We start from the raw sequence: 15,602 nt of genomic DNA, 5'->3' as shown, positions 1-15,602 counted from the left end.
AACGGCTGCGGGCCTGCGTCGTGCGGGGTCAGGATGCGAAGAACGCCCGGGGGTCGGCGACGAGCACGCCGTGCTCGGTGAGGCGCTCGATCAGGCCGGACGGCGAGGCGTCGTAGACGATCGCCAGGGCGCGCAGGTCGTCGGCGCGGATGGAGAGCACCCGGCCGTTGTAGTCGCCCCGCTGCTGCTGGATGGCGCGGGCGTACCGGGCGACGTAGGCCAGCTCCTCGGAGGCGTCGTCGTAGAGCCGCTCCAGGTCCAGCACGATCTTGCTGGTGGGCTCGTGGCGAACCCCGCTGCCGTCGGGCAGCAGCTCGGAGACGGGCACCCGGTAGAAGTCGGCCAGCTCGGCCAGGCGGGACACCGTGACGGCGCGGTCACCGCGCTCGTACGAGCCGACCACGACGGCCTTCCACCGCCCGTTGGACTTCTCCTCCACCCCCTGCAGGGACAGGCCCTGCTGCTGGCGGATGGAGCGCAGGCGGGCGCCCAGCGACTTGGCGTATTCAGAGGGCATTCGGACACTCCCAGTGCTGCTCGAGTGCTTCGGGGTTCTCCCCAGTTTTCGCTACGGAGCGTGACGGTACGGGGATTGCGACACGTGGTCAAGTGGTCGTGACCCTACCGTTGGCAGGCGCTGGGTGGGTTATCCCGTTTCGACACCCTGATCCAGGGGTCAGTGCCGGCGTCGGCGGGCCCCGTGACCGCTGGTAACGTGGCGTGGAGCCCCGGTCGGCCGCCCTCGCGGCCCGCCGGAGGTGCCAGACGTCCTTTAACGACCCGTCCCGTGAGGCGGGGAAGGAGGTCCGCCGTGGCCTACCCACCGGCTGCCCACTCGTCGCCACCGCGACAACCCTCGGTGAAGGTGATCCTCACCGCAGCGGACGTCTCGCGCGTGGTGGACCGCATCGCCCACCAGATCCTGGAGAAGACCCAGGGCGCCGCCGACACCGTGCTGCTCGGCATCCCCACCCGGGGCGCGCCCCTGGCGCGGCGGCTCGCCGGCCGGATCAGCGCCTTCGAGACCGTCACGGTCCCGGCCGGTGTGCTCGACATCACCCTCTACCGCGACGACCTGCACCGGCAGGGCACCCGGGCGGTCGGCCCGACCCAGCTCCCGGCGGGCGGAATCGACGGCAAGCGGGTCGTCCTCGTCGACGACGTGCTCTTCTCCGGCCGTACGGTCCGGGCCGCCCTCGACGCGCTCAGCGACCTCGGCCGCCCCGCCTCGGTGCAGCTCGCCGTGCTGGTCGACCGCGGCCACCGCCAACTGCCGATCCGCGCCGACTACGTCGGCAAGAACATCCCGACCTCACTCGCGGAGAGCGTCCGGGTCACCCTCGCCGAGACCGACGGCGCCGACGAGGTCCGGCTGTACGGGGAGACCATCTCATGATCCGGCACCTGCTCTCCGGCGCCGATCTGGACGCCGCCACCGCCACCCAGATCCTGGACACCGCGGCCGAGATGGCCACCGTCGCCGGCCGCGAGGTCAAGAAGCTGCCCGCGCTGCGCGGCCGGACCGTGGTGAACCTCTTCTACGAGGACTCCACCCGCACCCGGATCTCCTTCGAGGCGGCGGCCAAGCGGCTCAGCGCCGACGTGATCAACTTTTCGGCCAAGGGCTCGAGCGTGGCCAAGGGCGAGAGCCTGAAGGACACGGCGCTCACCCTCCAGGCGATGGGCGCCGACGCGGTGGTCGTCCGGCACCCCGCCTCCGGGGCCCCGCACCGGCTCGCCAACTGGGTGGACGGGTCGGTGGTCAACGCCGGCGACGGCACCCACGAGCACCCCACCCAGGCGCTGCTCGACGCGTACACGATGCGCTCCCGGCTGGGGCGGCTCGCCGGCCTGCACGTCGCGGTGGTCGGGGACGTGCTCCACTCGCGGGTGGCCCGCTCGAACGTGCTGCTGCTGTCCACCCTCGGCGCGAAGGTGACCCTGGTCGGCCCACCGACGCTGATCCCGGTGGACATCGCGGCGGCGCTCGCGCCCGGCACCGACGTCTCCTACGACCTCGACACCGTTCTTCCTGGTGTGGACGTGGTGATGATGCTGCGGGTGCAGCGGGAGCGGATGGGCGACTCCTACTTCCCCTCCGCCCGCGAGTACGCCCGCCGCTACGGGCTCGACGGGCCGCGCATGCGGCGGCTGCCGGAGCACGCCATCGTCATGCATCCGGGGCCGATGAACCGGGGAATGGAGATCACGACCGAGGTCGCCGACTCGCCCCGCTCCACCATCGTCGAACAGGTCGCCAACGGGGTCTCCGTGCGGATGGCCGTCCTCTACCTGCTGCTCGGGGGGAACAACCTGTGACCGCGTACCTGATCACCAACGTGAGCGTCGTCGGCGCCGCGCCGACCGACCTGCTGATCCGCGACGGCGTGGTGGCGGAGACCGGCGCGGGGCCGACCGCGCCGGACGCCACCGTGCTCGACGGCACCGGGCTGGTGGCCCTGCCCGGCCTGGTCGACCTGCACACCCACCTGCGCGAGCCGGGCCGGGAGGACGCCGAGACCGTCGAGTCCGGCTCCCGGGCCGCGGCCCTCGGCGGCTACACGGCGGTCTGCGCGATGGCCAACACCTCGCCCGTCGCCGACACGGCGGGCGTGGTCGAGCAGGTCTGGCGGCTCGGCCGGGAGGCCGGGCTGGTCGACGTGCAGCCGATCGGCGCGGTCACCGTCGGCCTGGCCGGCGAGCGGCTGGCCGAGCTGGGCGCGATGGCCGACTCGGCCGCCCGGGTGCGGATCTTCTCCGACGACGGGCACTGCGTCGCCGACCCGAGGCTGATGCGCCGGGCGCTGGAGTACGTCAAGGCGTTCGACGGGATCATCGCCCAGCACGCCGAGGAGCCCCGGCTCACCGAGGGCGCGCAGATGCACGAGGGAGAGGTCTCCACCCGGCTCGGGCTCACCGGCTGGCCGGCGGTCGCCGAGGAGGCGATCATCGCCCGCGACGTGCTGCTGGCCGAGCACGTCGGCAGCCGGCTGCACGTCTGCCACGTCTCCACCGCCGGCAGCGTGGAGGTGCTGCGGCACGCCAAGGCGCGCGGGGTGCGGGTGACCGCCGAGGTCACCCCGCACCACCTGCTGCTCACCGACGCCAAGGCGGAGACCTACGACCCGGTGTACAAGGTCAACCCGCCGCTGCGCACCGCCGCCGACGTCGCCGCCCTGCGCGCCGCGCTGGCCGACGGCGTGATCGACGTCGTCGCCACCGACCACGCCCCGCACGCCGTGGAGGACAAGGAGTGCGAGTGGGCGTACGCCCGGCCGGGCATGCTGGGGCTGGAGACGGCGCTGTCGATCGCCCTGGACGTGCTCGGCCCGCAGTGGGACCTGATCGCCGAGCGGATGTCCCGCGCCCCGGCCCGCATCGCCGGGCTCGACTCGCACGGCCTGGACCCGGCGCCCGGTGTGCCGGCCAACCTGACCCTGGTGGACCCGGCCGCCCGCCGCGTGATCGAACCGGCGGACCTGGCCAGCCGCAGTCGCAACACCCCGTACGCCCGCATGACGCTGCCAGGTCGCATCGTGGCGACCTTCCTGCGCGGCGAGCCGACGGTTCTCGACGGAAAGGCAGTTAAGTGAGTCGCAGACGTTCCGCGATCCTCGTGCTGGAGGACGGCCGGACCTTCCACGGCGAGGCGTACGGCAGCATCGGGGAGACGTTCGGCGAGGCGGTGTTCAACACCGGCATGACCGGCTACCAGGAGACGCTGACCGACCCGTCGTACCACCGGCAGGTGGTCGTGCAGACGGCGCCGCACATCGGCAACACCGGCGTGAACGGCGAGGACGACGAGTCCGGCCGGATCTGGGTCGCCGGGTACGTGGTGCGCGACCCCGCCCGGATCGGCTCGAACTGGCGGGCCACCGGCGGGCTGGAGGAGCGGCTCGCCGCCGAGGGCGTGGTCGGCATCAGCGGCGTGGACACCCGGGCGCTGACCCGGCACCTGCGCGAGCGCGGCGCCATGCGGGTCGGCGTCTCCAGCGTCGAGGACGACCCGAGCGCCCTCCTCGAGCGGGTGCGCCGGTCGCCGGGGATGGTGGGCGCGGACCTCTCCGCCGAGGTGACCACCCCGCAGCCGTACGTGGTGCAGGCGCGCGGCGCGCACCGGTTCACCGTCGCCGCGCTGGACCTGGGCATCAAGCGCAACGTGCCGCGCCGGCTCGCCGAGCGCGGCGTCACCACCCACGTGCTGCCCGCCTCGTCGACCATCGACGACCTGCTCGCCACCGGCGCGGACGCGGTGTTCCTCTCGCCCGGGCCGGGCGACCCGGCCACCGCGGACGGTCCGGTCGCCCTCGCCCGGGAGGTGCTGCGCCGCCGGGTGCCGCTGTTCGGCATCTGCTTCGGCAGCCAGATCCTCGGCCGCGCGCTCGGCTTCGGCACCTACAAGCTCGGGTACGGCCACCGGGGCATCAACCAGCCGGTGCTCGACCGGGTCACCGGCAAGGTCGAGGTGACCAGCCACAACCACGGCTTCGCGGTGCAGGTACCGGGCGCGGGGGCCGGCGCCGTCGTACCCGACCAGGTGATCGACACCGAGTTCGGCGGTGTCCAGGTGTCGCACGTCTGCCTCAATGACAACGTGGTCGAGGGGCTGCGGGCCAGGGACGTGCCCGCCTTCACCGTCCAGTACCACCCCGAGGCGGCGGCCGGCCCGCACGACGCGGACTACCTGTTCGACCGTTTCGCCGAGCTGATCGAGGGCGGTGGCCTCGACCGGAAGCGGAGCGAGGGCCGTGGCCTCGACCGGAACAACAGTGAGGGCGGCAAGAATGCCTAAGCGGACCGATCTCAAGCACATCCTGGTGATCGGCTCCGGGCCGATCGTGATCGGGCAGGCCTGCGAGTTCGACTACTCCGGCACCCAGGCCTGCCGGGTGCTGCGCAGCGAGGGGATCCGGGTCAGCCTGGTCAACTCCAACCCGGCGACGATCATGACGGACCCGGAGTTCGCCGACGCCACGTACGTCGAGCCGATCACCCCGGAGTTCGTCGAGCTGGTCATCGCCCGCGAGCGCCCCGACGCCCTGCTGCCCACCCTGGGCGGGCAGACCGCGCTGAACACGGCGGTCGCCCTGCACGAGGCCGGCGTGCTGGAGAAGTACGGCGTGGAGCTGATCGGCGCCAACATCGACGCCATCAACCGCGGCGAGGACCGGCAGCTGTTCAAGGACATCGTGGCCGCCGCCGGCGCCCGCCTCGGCGTCGCGGACCCGGCGTCGCTGGTGCCGCGCTCGCGGGTCTGCCACTCGATGGACGAGGTCCGGGCGACCGTCGCCGAGCTGGGCCTGCCGGTGGTGATCCGGCCGTCGTTCACCATGGGCGGCCTCGGCTCCGGCATGGCGCACACGGACGGGGACCTGGAGCGGATCGCCGGGGCCGGCCTGGCCGCCAGCCCGGTGCACGAGGTGCTCATCGAGGAGAGCGTGCTCGGCTGGAAGGAGTACGAGCTCGAGCTGATGCGCGACCGCCACGACAACGTGGTGGTGGTCTGCTCGATCGAGAACGTCGACCCGATGGGCGTGCACACCGGCGACAGCGTCACCGTCGCCCCGGCCATGACGCTCACCGACCGCGAGTACCAGCGGCTGCGTGACCTGGGCATCGCCGTGCTGCGCGAGGTCGGGGTGGACACCGGCGGCTGCAACATCCAGTTCGCGGTGAACCCGGCCGACGGCCGGATCGTCGTGATCGAGATGAACCCGCGGGTGTCCCGTTCCTCGGCGCTGGCCTCGAAGGCCACCGGCTTCCCGATCGCCAAGATCGCCGCGAAGCTGGCCATCGGCTACACCCTGGACGAGATCCCCAACGACATCACGCTGAAGACCCCGGCCGCGTTCGAGCCGACCCTCGACTACGTGGTGGTGAAGATCCCCCGGTTCGCGTTCGAGAAGTTCCCCGGCGCCGACCCGGAGCTGACCACCACGATGAAGTCGGTCGGCGAGGCGATGAGCCTCGGGCGCAACTTCACCGAGGCGCTGAACAAGGCGATGCGCTCGATGGAGACCAAGGGCGGCGGGTTCTGGACCCAGCCCGACCCGGCGGGCGCGACGAAGGAGAACACCCTCGCCGCGCTGCGGATGCCGCACGACGGCCGGCTCTACACCGTCGAGCGGGCGCTGCGCCTCGGCGCGTCCGTCGCCGAGGTCGCCGCCGCGTCCGGCGGGATGGATCCGTGGTTCCTCGACCAGATCGCCGCCCTGGTCGAGCTGCGCGCCGAGATCGTGGCCGCCCCGGTGCTCGACGCCGACCTGCTGCGCCGCGCCAAGCGGGCCGGCCTGTCCGACCGGCAGTTGGCCGCGCTGCGCCCCGAGCTGGCCGCCGAGGACGGCGTACGCACCCTGCGGCACCGGCTCGGCATCCGGCCGGTGTACAAGACGGTGGACACCTGCGCGGCCGAGTTCGAGGCGACCACGCCGTACCACTACTCGACGTACGAGCAGGAGACCGAGGTCGCGCCGTCGGACCGGCCGAAGGTGATCATCCTGGGCTCCGGGCCGAACCGGATCGGGCAGGGCATCGAGTTCGACTACTCGTGCGTGCACGCCGTAATGGCGCTGCGCAGCGCGCCCGTCGGCGCAGCCGCTGCGTCCGGTTCCGGCGCCGGAGGCGGCGGCCGTTCCGGCGCCGAAGGCGGCGGCTACGAGACCGTGATGGTCAACTGCAACCCGGAGACCGTCTCCACGGACTACGACACCGCCGACCGGCTCTACTTCGAGCCGCTGACGTTCGAGGACGTGCTGGAGGTCTGGCACGCCGAGGACTCGTCGGGGAAGGCGGCCGGCGGGCCGGGCGTGGTCGGGGTGATCGTGCAGCTCGGCGGGCAGACCCCGCTGGGCCTGGCGCGGCGGCTGAAGAGCGCCGGCGTGCCGGTGGTCGGCACGTCCCCGGAGTCGATCCACCTGGCCGAGGAGCGGGGCGCGTTCGAGGCGGTGCTGGCGAAGGCCGGGCTGCGGGCCCCGGCGCACGGCCTGGCCACCTCGTACGAGGAGGCGAAGGCGATCGCCGACGAGATCGGCTACCCCGTGCTGGTCCGCCCGTCGTACGTGCTCGGCGGGCGCGGCATGGAGATCGTCTACGACGACCCGACGCTGCGCGACTACATCGGCCGGGCCACCGACATCTCCCCGGACCACCCCGTGCTGGTCGACCGGTTCCTCGACGACGCCATCGAGATCGACGTGGACGCGCTCTGCGACGCCGACGGCGAGGTCTACCTCGGCGGCGTGATGGAGCACATCGAGGAGGCCGGCATCCACTCCGGCGACTCGTCCTGCGCGCTGCCGCCGATCACCCTCGCGGGCTCGCACCTGGCCCAGGTGCGCCGCTACACCGAGGCGATCGCCCGGGGCGTCGGGGTGCGCGGCCTGCTCAACGTGCAGTACGCCCTCAAGGACGACGTGCTGTACGTGCTGGAGGCGAACCCGCGGGCGTCGCGTACCGTGCCGTTCGTCTCGAAGGCCACGGCGGTGCCCCTGGCGAAGGCGGCGGCCCGGATCGCGCTCGGCGCCACCATCGCCGAACTGCGCGCTGAGGGCCTGCTGCCCCCGACGGGCGACGGCGGCACCATGCCCGAGGACGCGCCGATCGCGGTCAAGGAGGCGGTGCTGCCGTTCAAGCGGTTCCGCACGCCGTCCGGCAAGGGCATCGACTCGCTGCTCGGGCCGGAGATGAAGTCCACCGGCGAGGTGATGGGCATCGACACCAACTTCGGGCACGCCTTCGCCAAGTCGCAGTCGGCGGCGTACGGGTCGCTGCCGACCGCCGGGAAGATCTTCGTCTCGGTCGCCAACCGCGACAAGCGCGGCATGATCTTCCCGATCAAGCGCCTGGCCGACCTGGGCTTCGAGATCGTCGCGACGACCGGCACCGCGGAGGTGCTGCGCCGGCACGGCATCGCCTGCGAGCAGATCCGCAAGCACTACGAGGCCGGCGAGGGCGAGGACGCCGTGTCGCTGATCCTCGGCGGCGACGTGGCCCTGGTGGTGAACACCCCGCAGGGTTCCGGCGCGAGCGCCCGCTCCGACGGGTACGAGATCCGCAGCGCGGCCGTCACGGCGGACATCCCCTGCATCACCACGGTCCCGGGCGCGGCGGCGGCGGTCATGGGCATCGAGGCGCGCATCCGCGGCGACATGCGCGTCCGTCCGCTCCAGGACCTGCACGCGGCCCTGCGGGCCCCCCGGTGACGGGCGGCCCCGACGCGTCGATCATGGAGTTGGCGGCGGTTTCGGAGATCCACCCCGCCGTCAACTCCATGATCACCGGGGTTCGACCGGGAGGCGCGGCGTGATCTTCGAGCGGGTCGTGCGGCCGTACCTGTTCCGGGTCGGGGGTGGGGACGCGGAGGCGGCGCACGAGTGGACGCTGCGGCGGCTCGCCACGCTGTCCCGGCGGCCGGCCGCGCTCGCCGCGCTGCGGGCCCGGTACCTCGTGCGGGCGCCGCGCACGGTGTTCGGGGTCGAGTTCCCGAATCCGGTGGGGCTGGCCGCCGGGATGGACAAGGACGGGCTGGCGCTGCCGGCGTGGCCGGCGCTCGGCTTCGGCTTCGTCGAGGTCGGCACGGTCACCGCGCGCGCCCAGCCGGGCAACCCGCGGCCCCGGCTGTTCCGGCTGCGCGACAGCGAGGCCGTGGTCAACCGGATGGGGTTCAACAACGCCGGCGCCGAGGCGCTCGCCGCCCGGCTGGCGGCGCTGCCCCGGCCGCTCGGGGCTCCACTGGGGATCTCGCTCGGCAAGTCCAAGGTGACCCCGCTGGACGAGGCGGTGGAGGACTACCGCGCCTCGTACCGGGCGCTGCGGGCGCACGGCGACTACTTCGCCGTCAACGTCTCCTCGCCGAACACCCCGGGCCTGCGGTCGCTTCAGGACCGCTCCCACCTGGACGCCCTGCTCGGGGCGCTCGTGGGGGAGAAGCCGGTGCTGGTGAAGATCGCGCCGGACCTGACCGAGCCGGCGATCGCCGAGCTGCTGGAGGTCTGCCTCGACCGGGGCGCGGCCGGGGTGATCGCGACCAACACCACCCTCGGCCGGGACGGGCTCGCCCCGGGCGACCGGGCGCGGGGCGCGGAGGCCGGCGGCCTGTCCGGCCGTCCCCTGGCGGGACGGGCCCGGGAGGTGGTCGCCTTCGTGCACCGGGAGACCGGCGGCCGGCTGCCGGTGATCGGCGTCGGCGGCATCGTCGACCCGGACGACGCGGCCCGGATGTTCGACGCCGGCGCCGCCCTGGTCCAGCTCTACACGGGATTCATCTACCGGGGCCCGGCCCTGGTCCGGTCGGCCGCCCGCGCGGCCCGGTGACCTCCCCAGGTTCCCCGCGATCTTGCACTTTCCGCCCCGACCTATGTAGCAAACCGGACGTAACAGGGGCCACAACTGCAAGATCGCGGGGGTTGGGGGCGTGAGAGGGAGGGGGGCAGGTGAGGGGTGAGGAGGTTTTGGCGGGGGATCGGCGGCATGTTTGGCATCCGTATGCGGCGCTGCCGCCCGCCGTGCCGCCGTACGTCGTCGAGAGCGCCCGGGGCGTACGGCTGCGGCTGGCCGACGGGCGGGAGCTGGTGGACGGGATGTCGTCCTGGTGGGCGGCGATCCACGGCTACCGGCACCCGGTGCTGGACGCGGCGGTCACCGACCAGCTCGGCCGGATGAGCCACGTGATGTTCGGCGGGCTCACCCACGAGCCGGCCGTGCGGCTGGCGAGCACGCTGGTCGAGCTGGCCCCGGAGGGGCTGGAGCGGGTCTTCCTCTGCGACTCCGGCTCGGTCAGCGTGGAGGTCGCGATCAAGATGTGCCTGCAGTACCAGCGGGCCGTCGGGCGGCCGGGGCGCCGCCGGCTGGGCACCTGGCGGGGCGGCTACCACGGCGACACGTTCCACCCGATGAGCGTCTGCGACCCGGAGGGCGGCATGCACCACCTGTGGGGCGACGTGCTGCCCCGGCAGGTCTTCGCGCCCGTCCCGCCGGGCGGGTTCGACACCCCGCCCGACCCGGCGTACGTGGCGGCGCTGGTCGACGCGGTGGAGCGGCACGCCGACGAACTGGCCGCGGTGATCGTGGAGCCGGTGGTCCAGGGCGCCGGCGGCATGCGCTTCCACCACCCGGAGTACCTGCGCGTGCTGCGCGAGGTGACCCGCGCCCACGGGGTGCTGCTGGTGTTCGACGAGATCGCCACGGGCTTCGGCCGCACCGGGACGATGTTCGCCGCCGAACACGCCGGTGTGAGCCCGGACGTGCTCTGCGTCGGCAAGGCGCTCACCGGCGGCTACCTGACCCTGGCCGCCGCGCTGTGCACCCCGGAGGTCGCCGAGGGCATCTCCCGCGACGGGGTGCTCGCGCACGGGCCGACGTTCATGGGCAACCCGTTGGCGTGCGCCGTCGCGAACGCCTCCATCGGGCTGCTGCGGGCCGGGGACTGGGCCGCCGAGGTGTCGAGGGTGGGAGCGGGCCTGCGGGCCGGCCTGGAGCCGCTGCGGGGCGCGCCGGGCGTGGCCGACGTACGGGTGCTCGGGGCGATCGGCGTGGTGCAGCTCGACCACGAGGTGGACCTGGCCAAGGCGACCGCCGCCGCCGTGGAGCAGGGGGTCTGGCTGCGGCCGTTCCGCGACCTGGTCTACACCATGCCGCCGTACGTCGCCGACGACGCCGACGTGGCCCGGATCGCGGCCGGGATCGCCGCCGCGGTGGCGGTGGGTTGACCCCCGCCCGGGGGAGGCGGTGACGGCGCGGCCGCACCGCGGGGACATCGAGAGAGGGAGAGCCGGATGGAGAGCTTCGGAAGCCGGTTGCACGAGGCGGTGGCGCGGCGGGGGCCGCTGTGCGTGGGCATCGACCCGCACCCGGGGCTGTTGACCCGCTGGGGGCTGTCGGACGACGTGGCGGGGCTGGAGCGGTTCAGCGGCACCGTCGTGGAGGCGCTCGGCGACCGGGTGGCGGTGGTGAAGCCGCAGTCGGCTTTCTTCGAGCGCTTCGGGTCACGGGGGCTCGCCGTGCTTGAGTCAACTATCCGACAGTTACGGAATGCCGGCGCACTCGTGCTGCTCGACGTCAAACGCGGCGACATCGGATCGACCGTCGCCGCCTACGCGTCGGCGTACCTTGACCCATCCAGTCCCCTGTATGTCGATGCGGTGACGGTGAGCCCCTACCTGGGAGTAGGGTCGCTCGCCCCGATGTTCGAGCTCGCCGCCGCGCACGGTGGCGGGGTGTTCGTCCTGGCGCTGACCTCCAACCCCGAGGGAGCGGCGGTGCAGCGGGCCCGCACGCCCGACGGGCGCACCGTCGCGCAGGCCGTGATCGACCAGATTGCCCAGCTCAACCGCGACGCGGAGCCGCTCGGCAGCTACGGTCTGGTGGTCGGGGCGACCGTCGGCGACACCGGCCACGACCTCTCCGCCGTGCGCGGTCCGCTGCTCGCCCCGGGGCTCGGCGCGCAGGGCGCGACGGCGGCCGACCTGCGTACCGTCTTCGGCTCCAGCCTGCCGTGGGTGCTGCCGTCGTATTCGCGCGAGGTGCTGCACGCCGGCCCGGACGCGGCCGCGCTGCGGGCCGCCGCGGATCGGGTCCTGACCGACTGCCGAGCCGCCCTCGGCGCCCCTGACTGAGTCGCGGCTCGGTCACTTTGCCGTGTCCGCCGCGTGCCCACGTTGCCGAATGCGCGCGCGACCGCTAGTTTTCCCCGCGCTGGGAACCACGGACCCCTTTGGTTTCCGGCGACACCACGTTTCACAGATGCGGCGTGGCGTCCCGCCCGTCGCGATAGGGACCTGAGGAGAACTGGTGCCCCTCCCGTCACTGACCCCCGAGCAGCGTGCTGCTGCGCTCGAAAAGGCTGCGGAGATCCGCAAGGCCCGTGCCGAGCTGAAGGAGCAGCTCAAGCAGGGCAAGACCACCCTCGCCGCCGTTCTCGAGCGGGCGGAGGCCGATGATGTCGTCGGCAAGCTCAAGGTTTCGGCCGTCCTCCAGGCGATGCCGGGCATCGGCAAGATCCGGGCGACCCAGATCATGGAGAAGCTGAAGATCGCCGACAGCCGCCGGCTGCGCGGTCTGGGCGAGCAGCAGCGGAAGGCCCTGCTCGGCGAGTTCAGCGCCAACTGACCGCGGCGGTTCGCCGCCACCTGGCCACGGCAGGCGTGTAGAAACGAGCCGTGAGCACGGATGACGAGGCGCGCCCGGCGGCTCGGCTCACCGTCCTGGCCGGCCCTTCGGGGGCCGGCGCGGACCGTGTCGTCGAGCTGTTCCGGGCGCGCCTTCCGTCGGTCTGGACGCCGGTGCCGGCCACCACCCGGGCGCGCCGCGCCGGCGAGGTGGACGGCGTCGACCGGTGCTTCCTCGACCCGGCGGAGTTCGACCGCCTCGCCGCCGCCGGGGAGCTGCTGGAGTGGGCCCGGACCGGGCCGTACCGGCGCGGCACGCCCGCCCGGCCCGTGCGGTGCCGGCTCGCCGCCGGCCAGCCGGTGCTGCTCCCGCTCGACCTGCCCGGTGCGCTCGCCCTGCGGGCGGCGTGGCCGGACGCCCGGCTGGTCCTGCTCGCCCCGCCGGGCTGGCGGCCGGCCCGGCCGTCGCGGCGGCGGCGGACCATCTCGTGACGCACGACCTGACCGGCCGGGCGGTGGACGAGCTGGTAGGCTTGTTCGGTTCTTCCTTCCTGGCTCCGGCCCAACCGCGCCCGACCGGTTGAGACGGCTCAGTTGAGAGACGGCTCGATCACGCCGACGCGGTTGCCAGACCACCCAACCGCGGCCGCGGTTGCCCGAATCACCGCGTCCGCGCGGTGAAGAGACGCAGAGGTTATTCCGTGGGATCCATCGCGACCAACCCCGAGGGCATCACCAACCCGCCGATCGACGAGCTCCTCGAGAAGACGACGTCGAAGTACGCCCTGGTGATCTTCGCCGCCAAGCGTGCCCGCCAGGTCAACGCCTACTACAGCCAGCTCGGCGAGGGCCTGCTGGAGTATGTGGGCCCGCTCGTGGAGACCACCCCCCAGGAGAAGCCCCTCTCCATCGCCATGCGCGAGATCAACGCGGGTCTGCTCACGGCCGAGCCGACCGACCAGCCGTAACCCCGCCGCGCGTCGATGTCCGCCGAGATCGTCCTCGGGGTCGGCGGCGGCATCGCCGCCTACAAGGCGTGTGAGCTGCTGCGGCTGTTCACCGAGTCGGGCCACCGGGTCCGCGTCGTGCCGACGGCGTCGGCGCTCCGCTTCGTCGGGGCGCCGACCTGGGCCGCCCTGTCCGGCCAGCCGGTGGCCGACGACGTCTGGTCCGGCGTGCACGAGGTGCCGCACGTCCGGCTCGGCCAGCGGGCCGACCTGGTCGTGGTCGCCCCCGCCACCGCCGACCTGCTCGCCAAGGCCGCCCACGGCCTCGCCGACGACCTGCTCACCAACACCCTGCTCACCGCCCGGTGCCCGGTGCTGCTCGCCCCGGCGATGCACACCGAGATGTGGGAGCACCCGGCCACGGTGGCCAACGTGGCCACGCTGCGCTCCCGGGGCGTCCGGGTGATCGAGCCGGCCGTCGGCCGGCTCACCGGCGCCGACACGGGCAAGGGCCGGCTGCCCGACCCGGCGGAGATCTTCGCCGTCGCCCGGCGGGCCCTCGCCCGGGGCCTCCACGCGCCCGCCGACCTGGCCGGCCGGCACGTGGTCGTGACCGCCGGCGGCACCCGCGAGCCGCTGGACCCGGTGCGCTTCCTCGGCAACCGCTCCTCGGGCAAGCAGGGCTACGCCTTCGCCCGCACGGCCGTCGCCCGGGGCGCCCGGGTGACCCTGATCTCCGCCAACGTGTCGCTCCCCGACCCGGCCGGGCTCGACCTGGTCCGGGTCGGCACCACCGCGGAGCTGCGTACGGCCACGCTCGCCGCGGCGGACGGGGCGGACGTGGTGGTGATGGCGGCGGCGCCCGCCGATTTCCGCCCGGCCAGTTACGCCCCGGCGAAAATCAAGAAATCGGATGCCGAGCCGCCTACGATTGATCTCGTCACCAACCCGGACATCGCCGCCGAACTCGGCCAGCGGCGTCGGCCGGACCAGGTGCTGGTGGTGTTCGCCGCCGAGACCGGTGACGCCGAGGCCAACGGCCGGGCCAAGCTCGCCCGCAAGCGGGCGGACCTCATCGTCGTCAACGAGGTCGGGCCGGACAAGGTCTTCGGCGCCGAGACCAACGCGGCGACCGTCATCGGCGCGGACGGCTCGGTGCAGGTCATGCCGGAACAGTCCAAAGAGGACCTGGCGGACGGCGTCTGGGATTTCGTGGTGCCGCGCCTGGCAGGCACTGCCCGATCGGTGACTCCAACCTGACGGATCATGTTCTTCGCGAGTATGGGTGACTACAATTCCGCGGAACGACTTTTCCATAACTTAGGAGTGCCGTGACACGCCGCCTCTTCACGTCCGAATCGGTCACGGAAGGCCACCCGGACAAGATTGCAGACCAGATCAGCGACGGCATTCTCGACGCTTTGCTCACCCAGGACCCGCACAGTCGCGTGGCCGTCGAGACCCTGATCACCACGGGCCAGGTGCACGTCGCCGGTGAGGTGACCACCAAGGCGTACGCAGACATCCCGACCATCGTCCGGGAGACGATCCTCGACATCGGGTACGACTCCTCGAAGAAGGGCTTCGACGGGGCGTCCTGCGGCGTCAGCGTCTCCATCGGCGCCCAGTCCCCGGACATCGCCCAGGGCGTCGACAACGCGATGGAGCTGCGTACCGGGACGTCGGAGAGCGCGCTGGACGCGCAGGGCGCCGGCGACCAGGGCATGATGTTCGGCTTCGCCTGCTCCGAGACGCCGGAGCTGATGCCGCTGCCGATCGCCCTCGCGCACCGGCTGGCCCGCCGGCTGACCGCCGTACGCAAGGACGGCACGATCCCGTACCTGCGCCCGGACGGCAAGACCCAGGTCACCATCGAGTACGAGGGGCTGCGCCCGGTCCGGCTGAACACGGTCGTCGTGTCCAGCCAGCACGCGGCCGACATCTCGCTGGAGTCGCTGCTCACCCCGGACGTGCGCGACCACGTCATCGCTCCGGAGCTGGAGAGCCTCGGCCTCGACACCGACGGCTACCGGCTGCTGGTCAACCCGACGGGGCGGTTCGAGATCGGCGGCCCGATGGGTGACGCGGGTCTCACCGGCCGGAAGATCATCGTCGACACCTACGGCGGGTACGCCCGGCACGGCGGCGGCGCGTTCTCCGGCAAGGACCCGTCCAAGGTGGACCGGTCGGCCGCGTACGCGATGCGCTGGGTGGCCAAGAACGTGGTCGCCGCCGGCCTGGCCGAGCGCTGCGAGGCGCAGGTCGCGTACGCGATCGGCAAGGCCCACCCGGTGAGCCTGTTCATCGAGACGTTCGGCACCGAGACCGTGCCGGTCGCCTCGATCGAGAAGGCCGTCACCGAGGTCTTCGACCTGCGTCCGGCCGCCATCATCCGCGACCTCAACCTGCTCCGCCCGATCTACCGGCAGACCGCGGCGTACGGCCACTTCGGCCGGGAACTGTCCGACCTGACCTGGGAGAGCACCGACCGGGCCGCCGACCTCAAGTCGGCTGCGGGAGCCTGACCGGCACCAGGCGTAGCGACCGG

At 73.0% G+C, this 15,602-nt stretch carries 13 protein-coding genes and 1 pseudogene; 13 read left to right on the top strand and 1 reads right to left on the bottom strand.

Going from position 1 to position 15,602, the window contains the following annotated elements:
* Positions 1–28 precede the first annotated feature (28 nt).
* Positions 29–517 (bottom strand): transcriptional regulator BldD, encoded by a 489-nt coding sequence (bldD, locus tag JD77_RS30970; protein ID WP_145777310.1) that lies wholly within the window; start codon positions 515–517, stop codon positions 29–31.
* A gap of 294 nt (positions 518–811) precedes the next feature.
* Here bldD and pyrR point away from each other — a divergent pair, with 294 nt between their 5' ends.
* From pyrR to metK, 13 genes and pseudogenes are all read left to right on the top strand, one after another.
* Positions 812–1,396, top strand: coding sequence for a bifunctional pyr operon transcriptional regulator/uracil phosphoribosyltransferase PyrR (pyrR, locus tag JD77_RS30965; RefSeq protein ID WP_145777309.1), 585 nt, complete (start codon positions 812–814; stop codon positions 1,394–1,396).
* The gene (locus JD77_RS30960) at positions 1,393–2,319 is read left to right on the top strand and encodes an aspartate carbamoyltransferase catalytic subunit (RefSeq protein ID WP_145777308.1); all 927 of its coding nucleotides are present in this window, start codon (positions 1,393–1,395) and stop codon (positions 2,317–2,319) included. Before pyrR ends, JD77_RS30960 begins: the two co-directional genes overlap by 4 nt.
* Entirely contained in the window at positions 2,316–3,593 is a 1,278-nt protein-coding gene (locus JD77_RS30955; RefSeq protein ID WP_145777307.1) for a dihydroorotase, read from the top strand. Before JD77_RS30960 ends, JD77_RS30955 begins: the two co-directional genes overlap by 4 nt.
* The gene (carA, locus tag JD77_RS30950; RefSeq protein ID WP_145777306.1) at positions 3,590–4,795 is read left to right on the top strand and encodes a glutamine-hydrolyzing carbamoyl-phosphate synthase small subunit; all 1,206 of its coding nucleotides are present in this window, start codon (positions 3,590–3,592) and stop codon (positions 4,793–4,795) included. The genes JD77_RS30955 and carA overlap by 4 nt, the downstream gene beginning before the upstream one ends.
* Positions 4,788–8,204: a carbamoyl-phosphate synthase large subunit gene (gene carB, locus JD77_RS30945; protein WP_145777305.1), complete on the top strand. Its 3,417-nt coding sequence runs from the start codon at positions 4,788–4,790 to the stop codon at positions 8,202–8,204. Before carA ends, carB begins: the two co-directional genes overlap by 8 nt.
* A 100-nt stretch (positions 8,205–8,304) precedes the next feature.
* On the top strand, positions 8,305–9,315 hold the full coding sequence (locus tag JD77_RS30940; protein WP_145777304.1) for a quinone-dependent dihydroorotate dehydrogenase: 1,011 nt from the start codon (positions 8,305–8,307) through the stop codon (positions 9,313–9,315).
* Between the two features lie 119 nt (positions 9,316–9,434).
* Positions 9,435–10,709: an adenosylmethionine--8-amino-7-oxononanoate transaminase gene (locus JD77_RS30935; RefSeq protein WP_145777303.1), complete on the top strand. Its 1,275-nt coding sequence runs from the start codon at positions 9,435–9,437 to the stop codon at positions 10,707–10,709.
* Between the two features lie 66 nt (positions 10,710–10,775).
* Positions 10,776–11,615 carry an orotidine-5'-phosphate decarboxylase gene (gene pyrF / locus JD77_RS30930; protein ID WP_145777302.1) on the top strand — a complete coding sequence of 280 codons (840 nt, stop codon included), beginning with the start codon at positions 10,776–10,778 and terminating at the stop codon, positions 11,613–11,615.
* A gap of 175 nt (positions 11,616–11,790) precedes the next feature.
* Positions 11,791–12,108: an integration host factor, actinobacterial type gene (gene mihF / locus JD77_RS30925; RefSeq protein WP_145777301.1), complete on the top strand. Its 318-nt coding sequence runs from the start codon at positions 11,791–11,793 to the stop codon at positions 12,106–12,108.
* 50 nt (positions 12,109–12,158) lie between these two features.
* Positions 12,159–12,691, top strand: a pseudogene (locus JD77_RS30920) (guanylate kinase).
* Positions 12,692–12,808: 117 nt separating this feature from the next.
* Positions 12,809–13,075 (top strand): DNA-directed RNA polymerase subunit omega, encoded by a 267-nt coding sequence (gene rpoZ / locus JD77_RS30915; protein ID WP_013285517.1) that lies wholly within the window; start codon positions 12,809–12,811, stop codon positions 13,073–13,075.
* A 15-nt stretch (positions 13,076–13,090) separates the two neighbouring features.
* Positions 13,091–14,314 (top strand): bifunctional phosphopantothenoylcysteine decarboxylase/phosphopantothenate--cysteine ligase CoaBC, encoded by a 1,224-nt coding sequence (gene coaBC, locus JD77_RS30910; protein ID WP_145777300.1) that lies wholly within the window; start codon positions 13,091–13,093, stop codon positions 14,312–14,314.
* A 71-nt stretch (positions 14,315–14,385) separates the two neighbouring features.
* On the top strand, positions 14,386–15,579 hold the full coding sequence (gene metK / locus JD77_RS30905) for a methionine adenosyltransferase (protein ID WP_145777299.1): 1,194 nt from the start codon (positions 14,386–14,388) through the stop codon (positions 15,577–15,579).
* The last annotated feature ends 23 nt before the right edge of the window (positions 15,580–15,602 follow it).

It is taken from the genome of Micromonospora olivasterospora (assembly GCF_007830265.1).
GTDB lineage: Bacteria > Actinomycetota > Actinomycetes > Mycobacteriales > Micromonosporaceae > Micromonospora > Micromonospora olivasterospora.
The sequence above is the reverse complement of the archived record's forward strand: the minus strand, read 5'-3'. Positions and strand labels throughout refer to the sequence as shown.

Coding starts and splice junctions, on each gene's coding strand:
- carB (WP_145777305.1), top strand. CDS start 4,788: ATGCCTAAGCGGACCGATCTCAAGCACATCCTGGTGATCGGCTCCGGG.
- coaBC (WP_145777300.1), top strand. CDS start 13,091: ATGTCCGCCGAGATCGTCCTCGGGGTCGGCGGCGGCATCGCCGCCTAC.
- JD77_RS30960 (WP_145777308.1), top strand. CDS start 1,393: ATGATCCGGCACCTGCTCTCCGGCGCCGATCTGGACGCCGCCACCGCC.
- pyrF (WP_145777302.1), top strand. CDS start 10,776: ATGGAGAGCTTCGGAAGCCGGTTGCACGAGGCGGTGGCGCGGCGGGGG.
- bldD (WP_145777310.1), bottom strand. CDS start 517: ATGCCCTCTGAATACGCCAAGTCGCTGGGCGCCCGCCTGCGCTCCATC.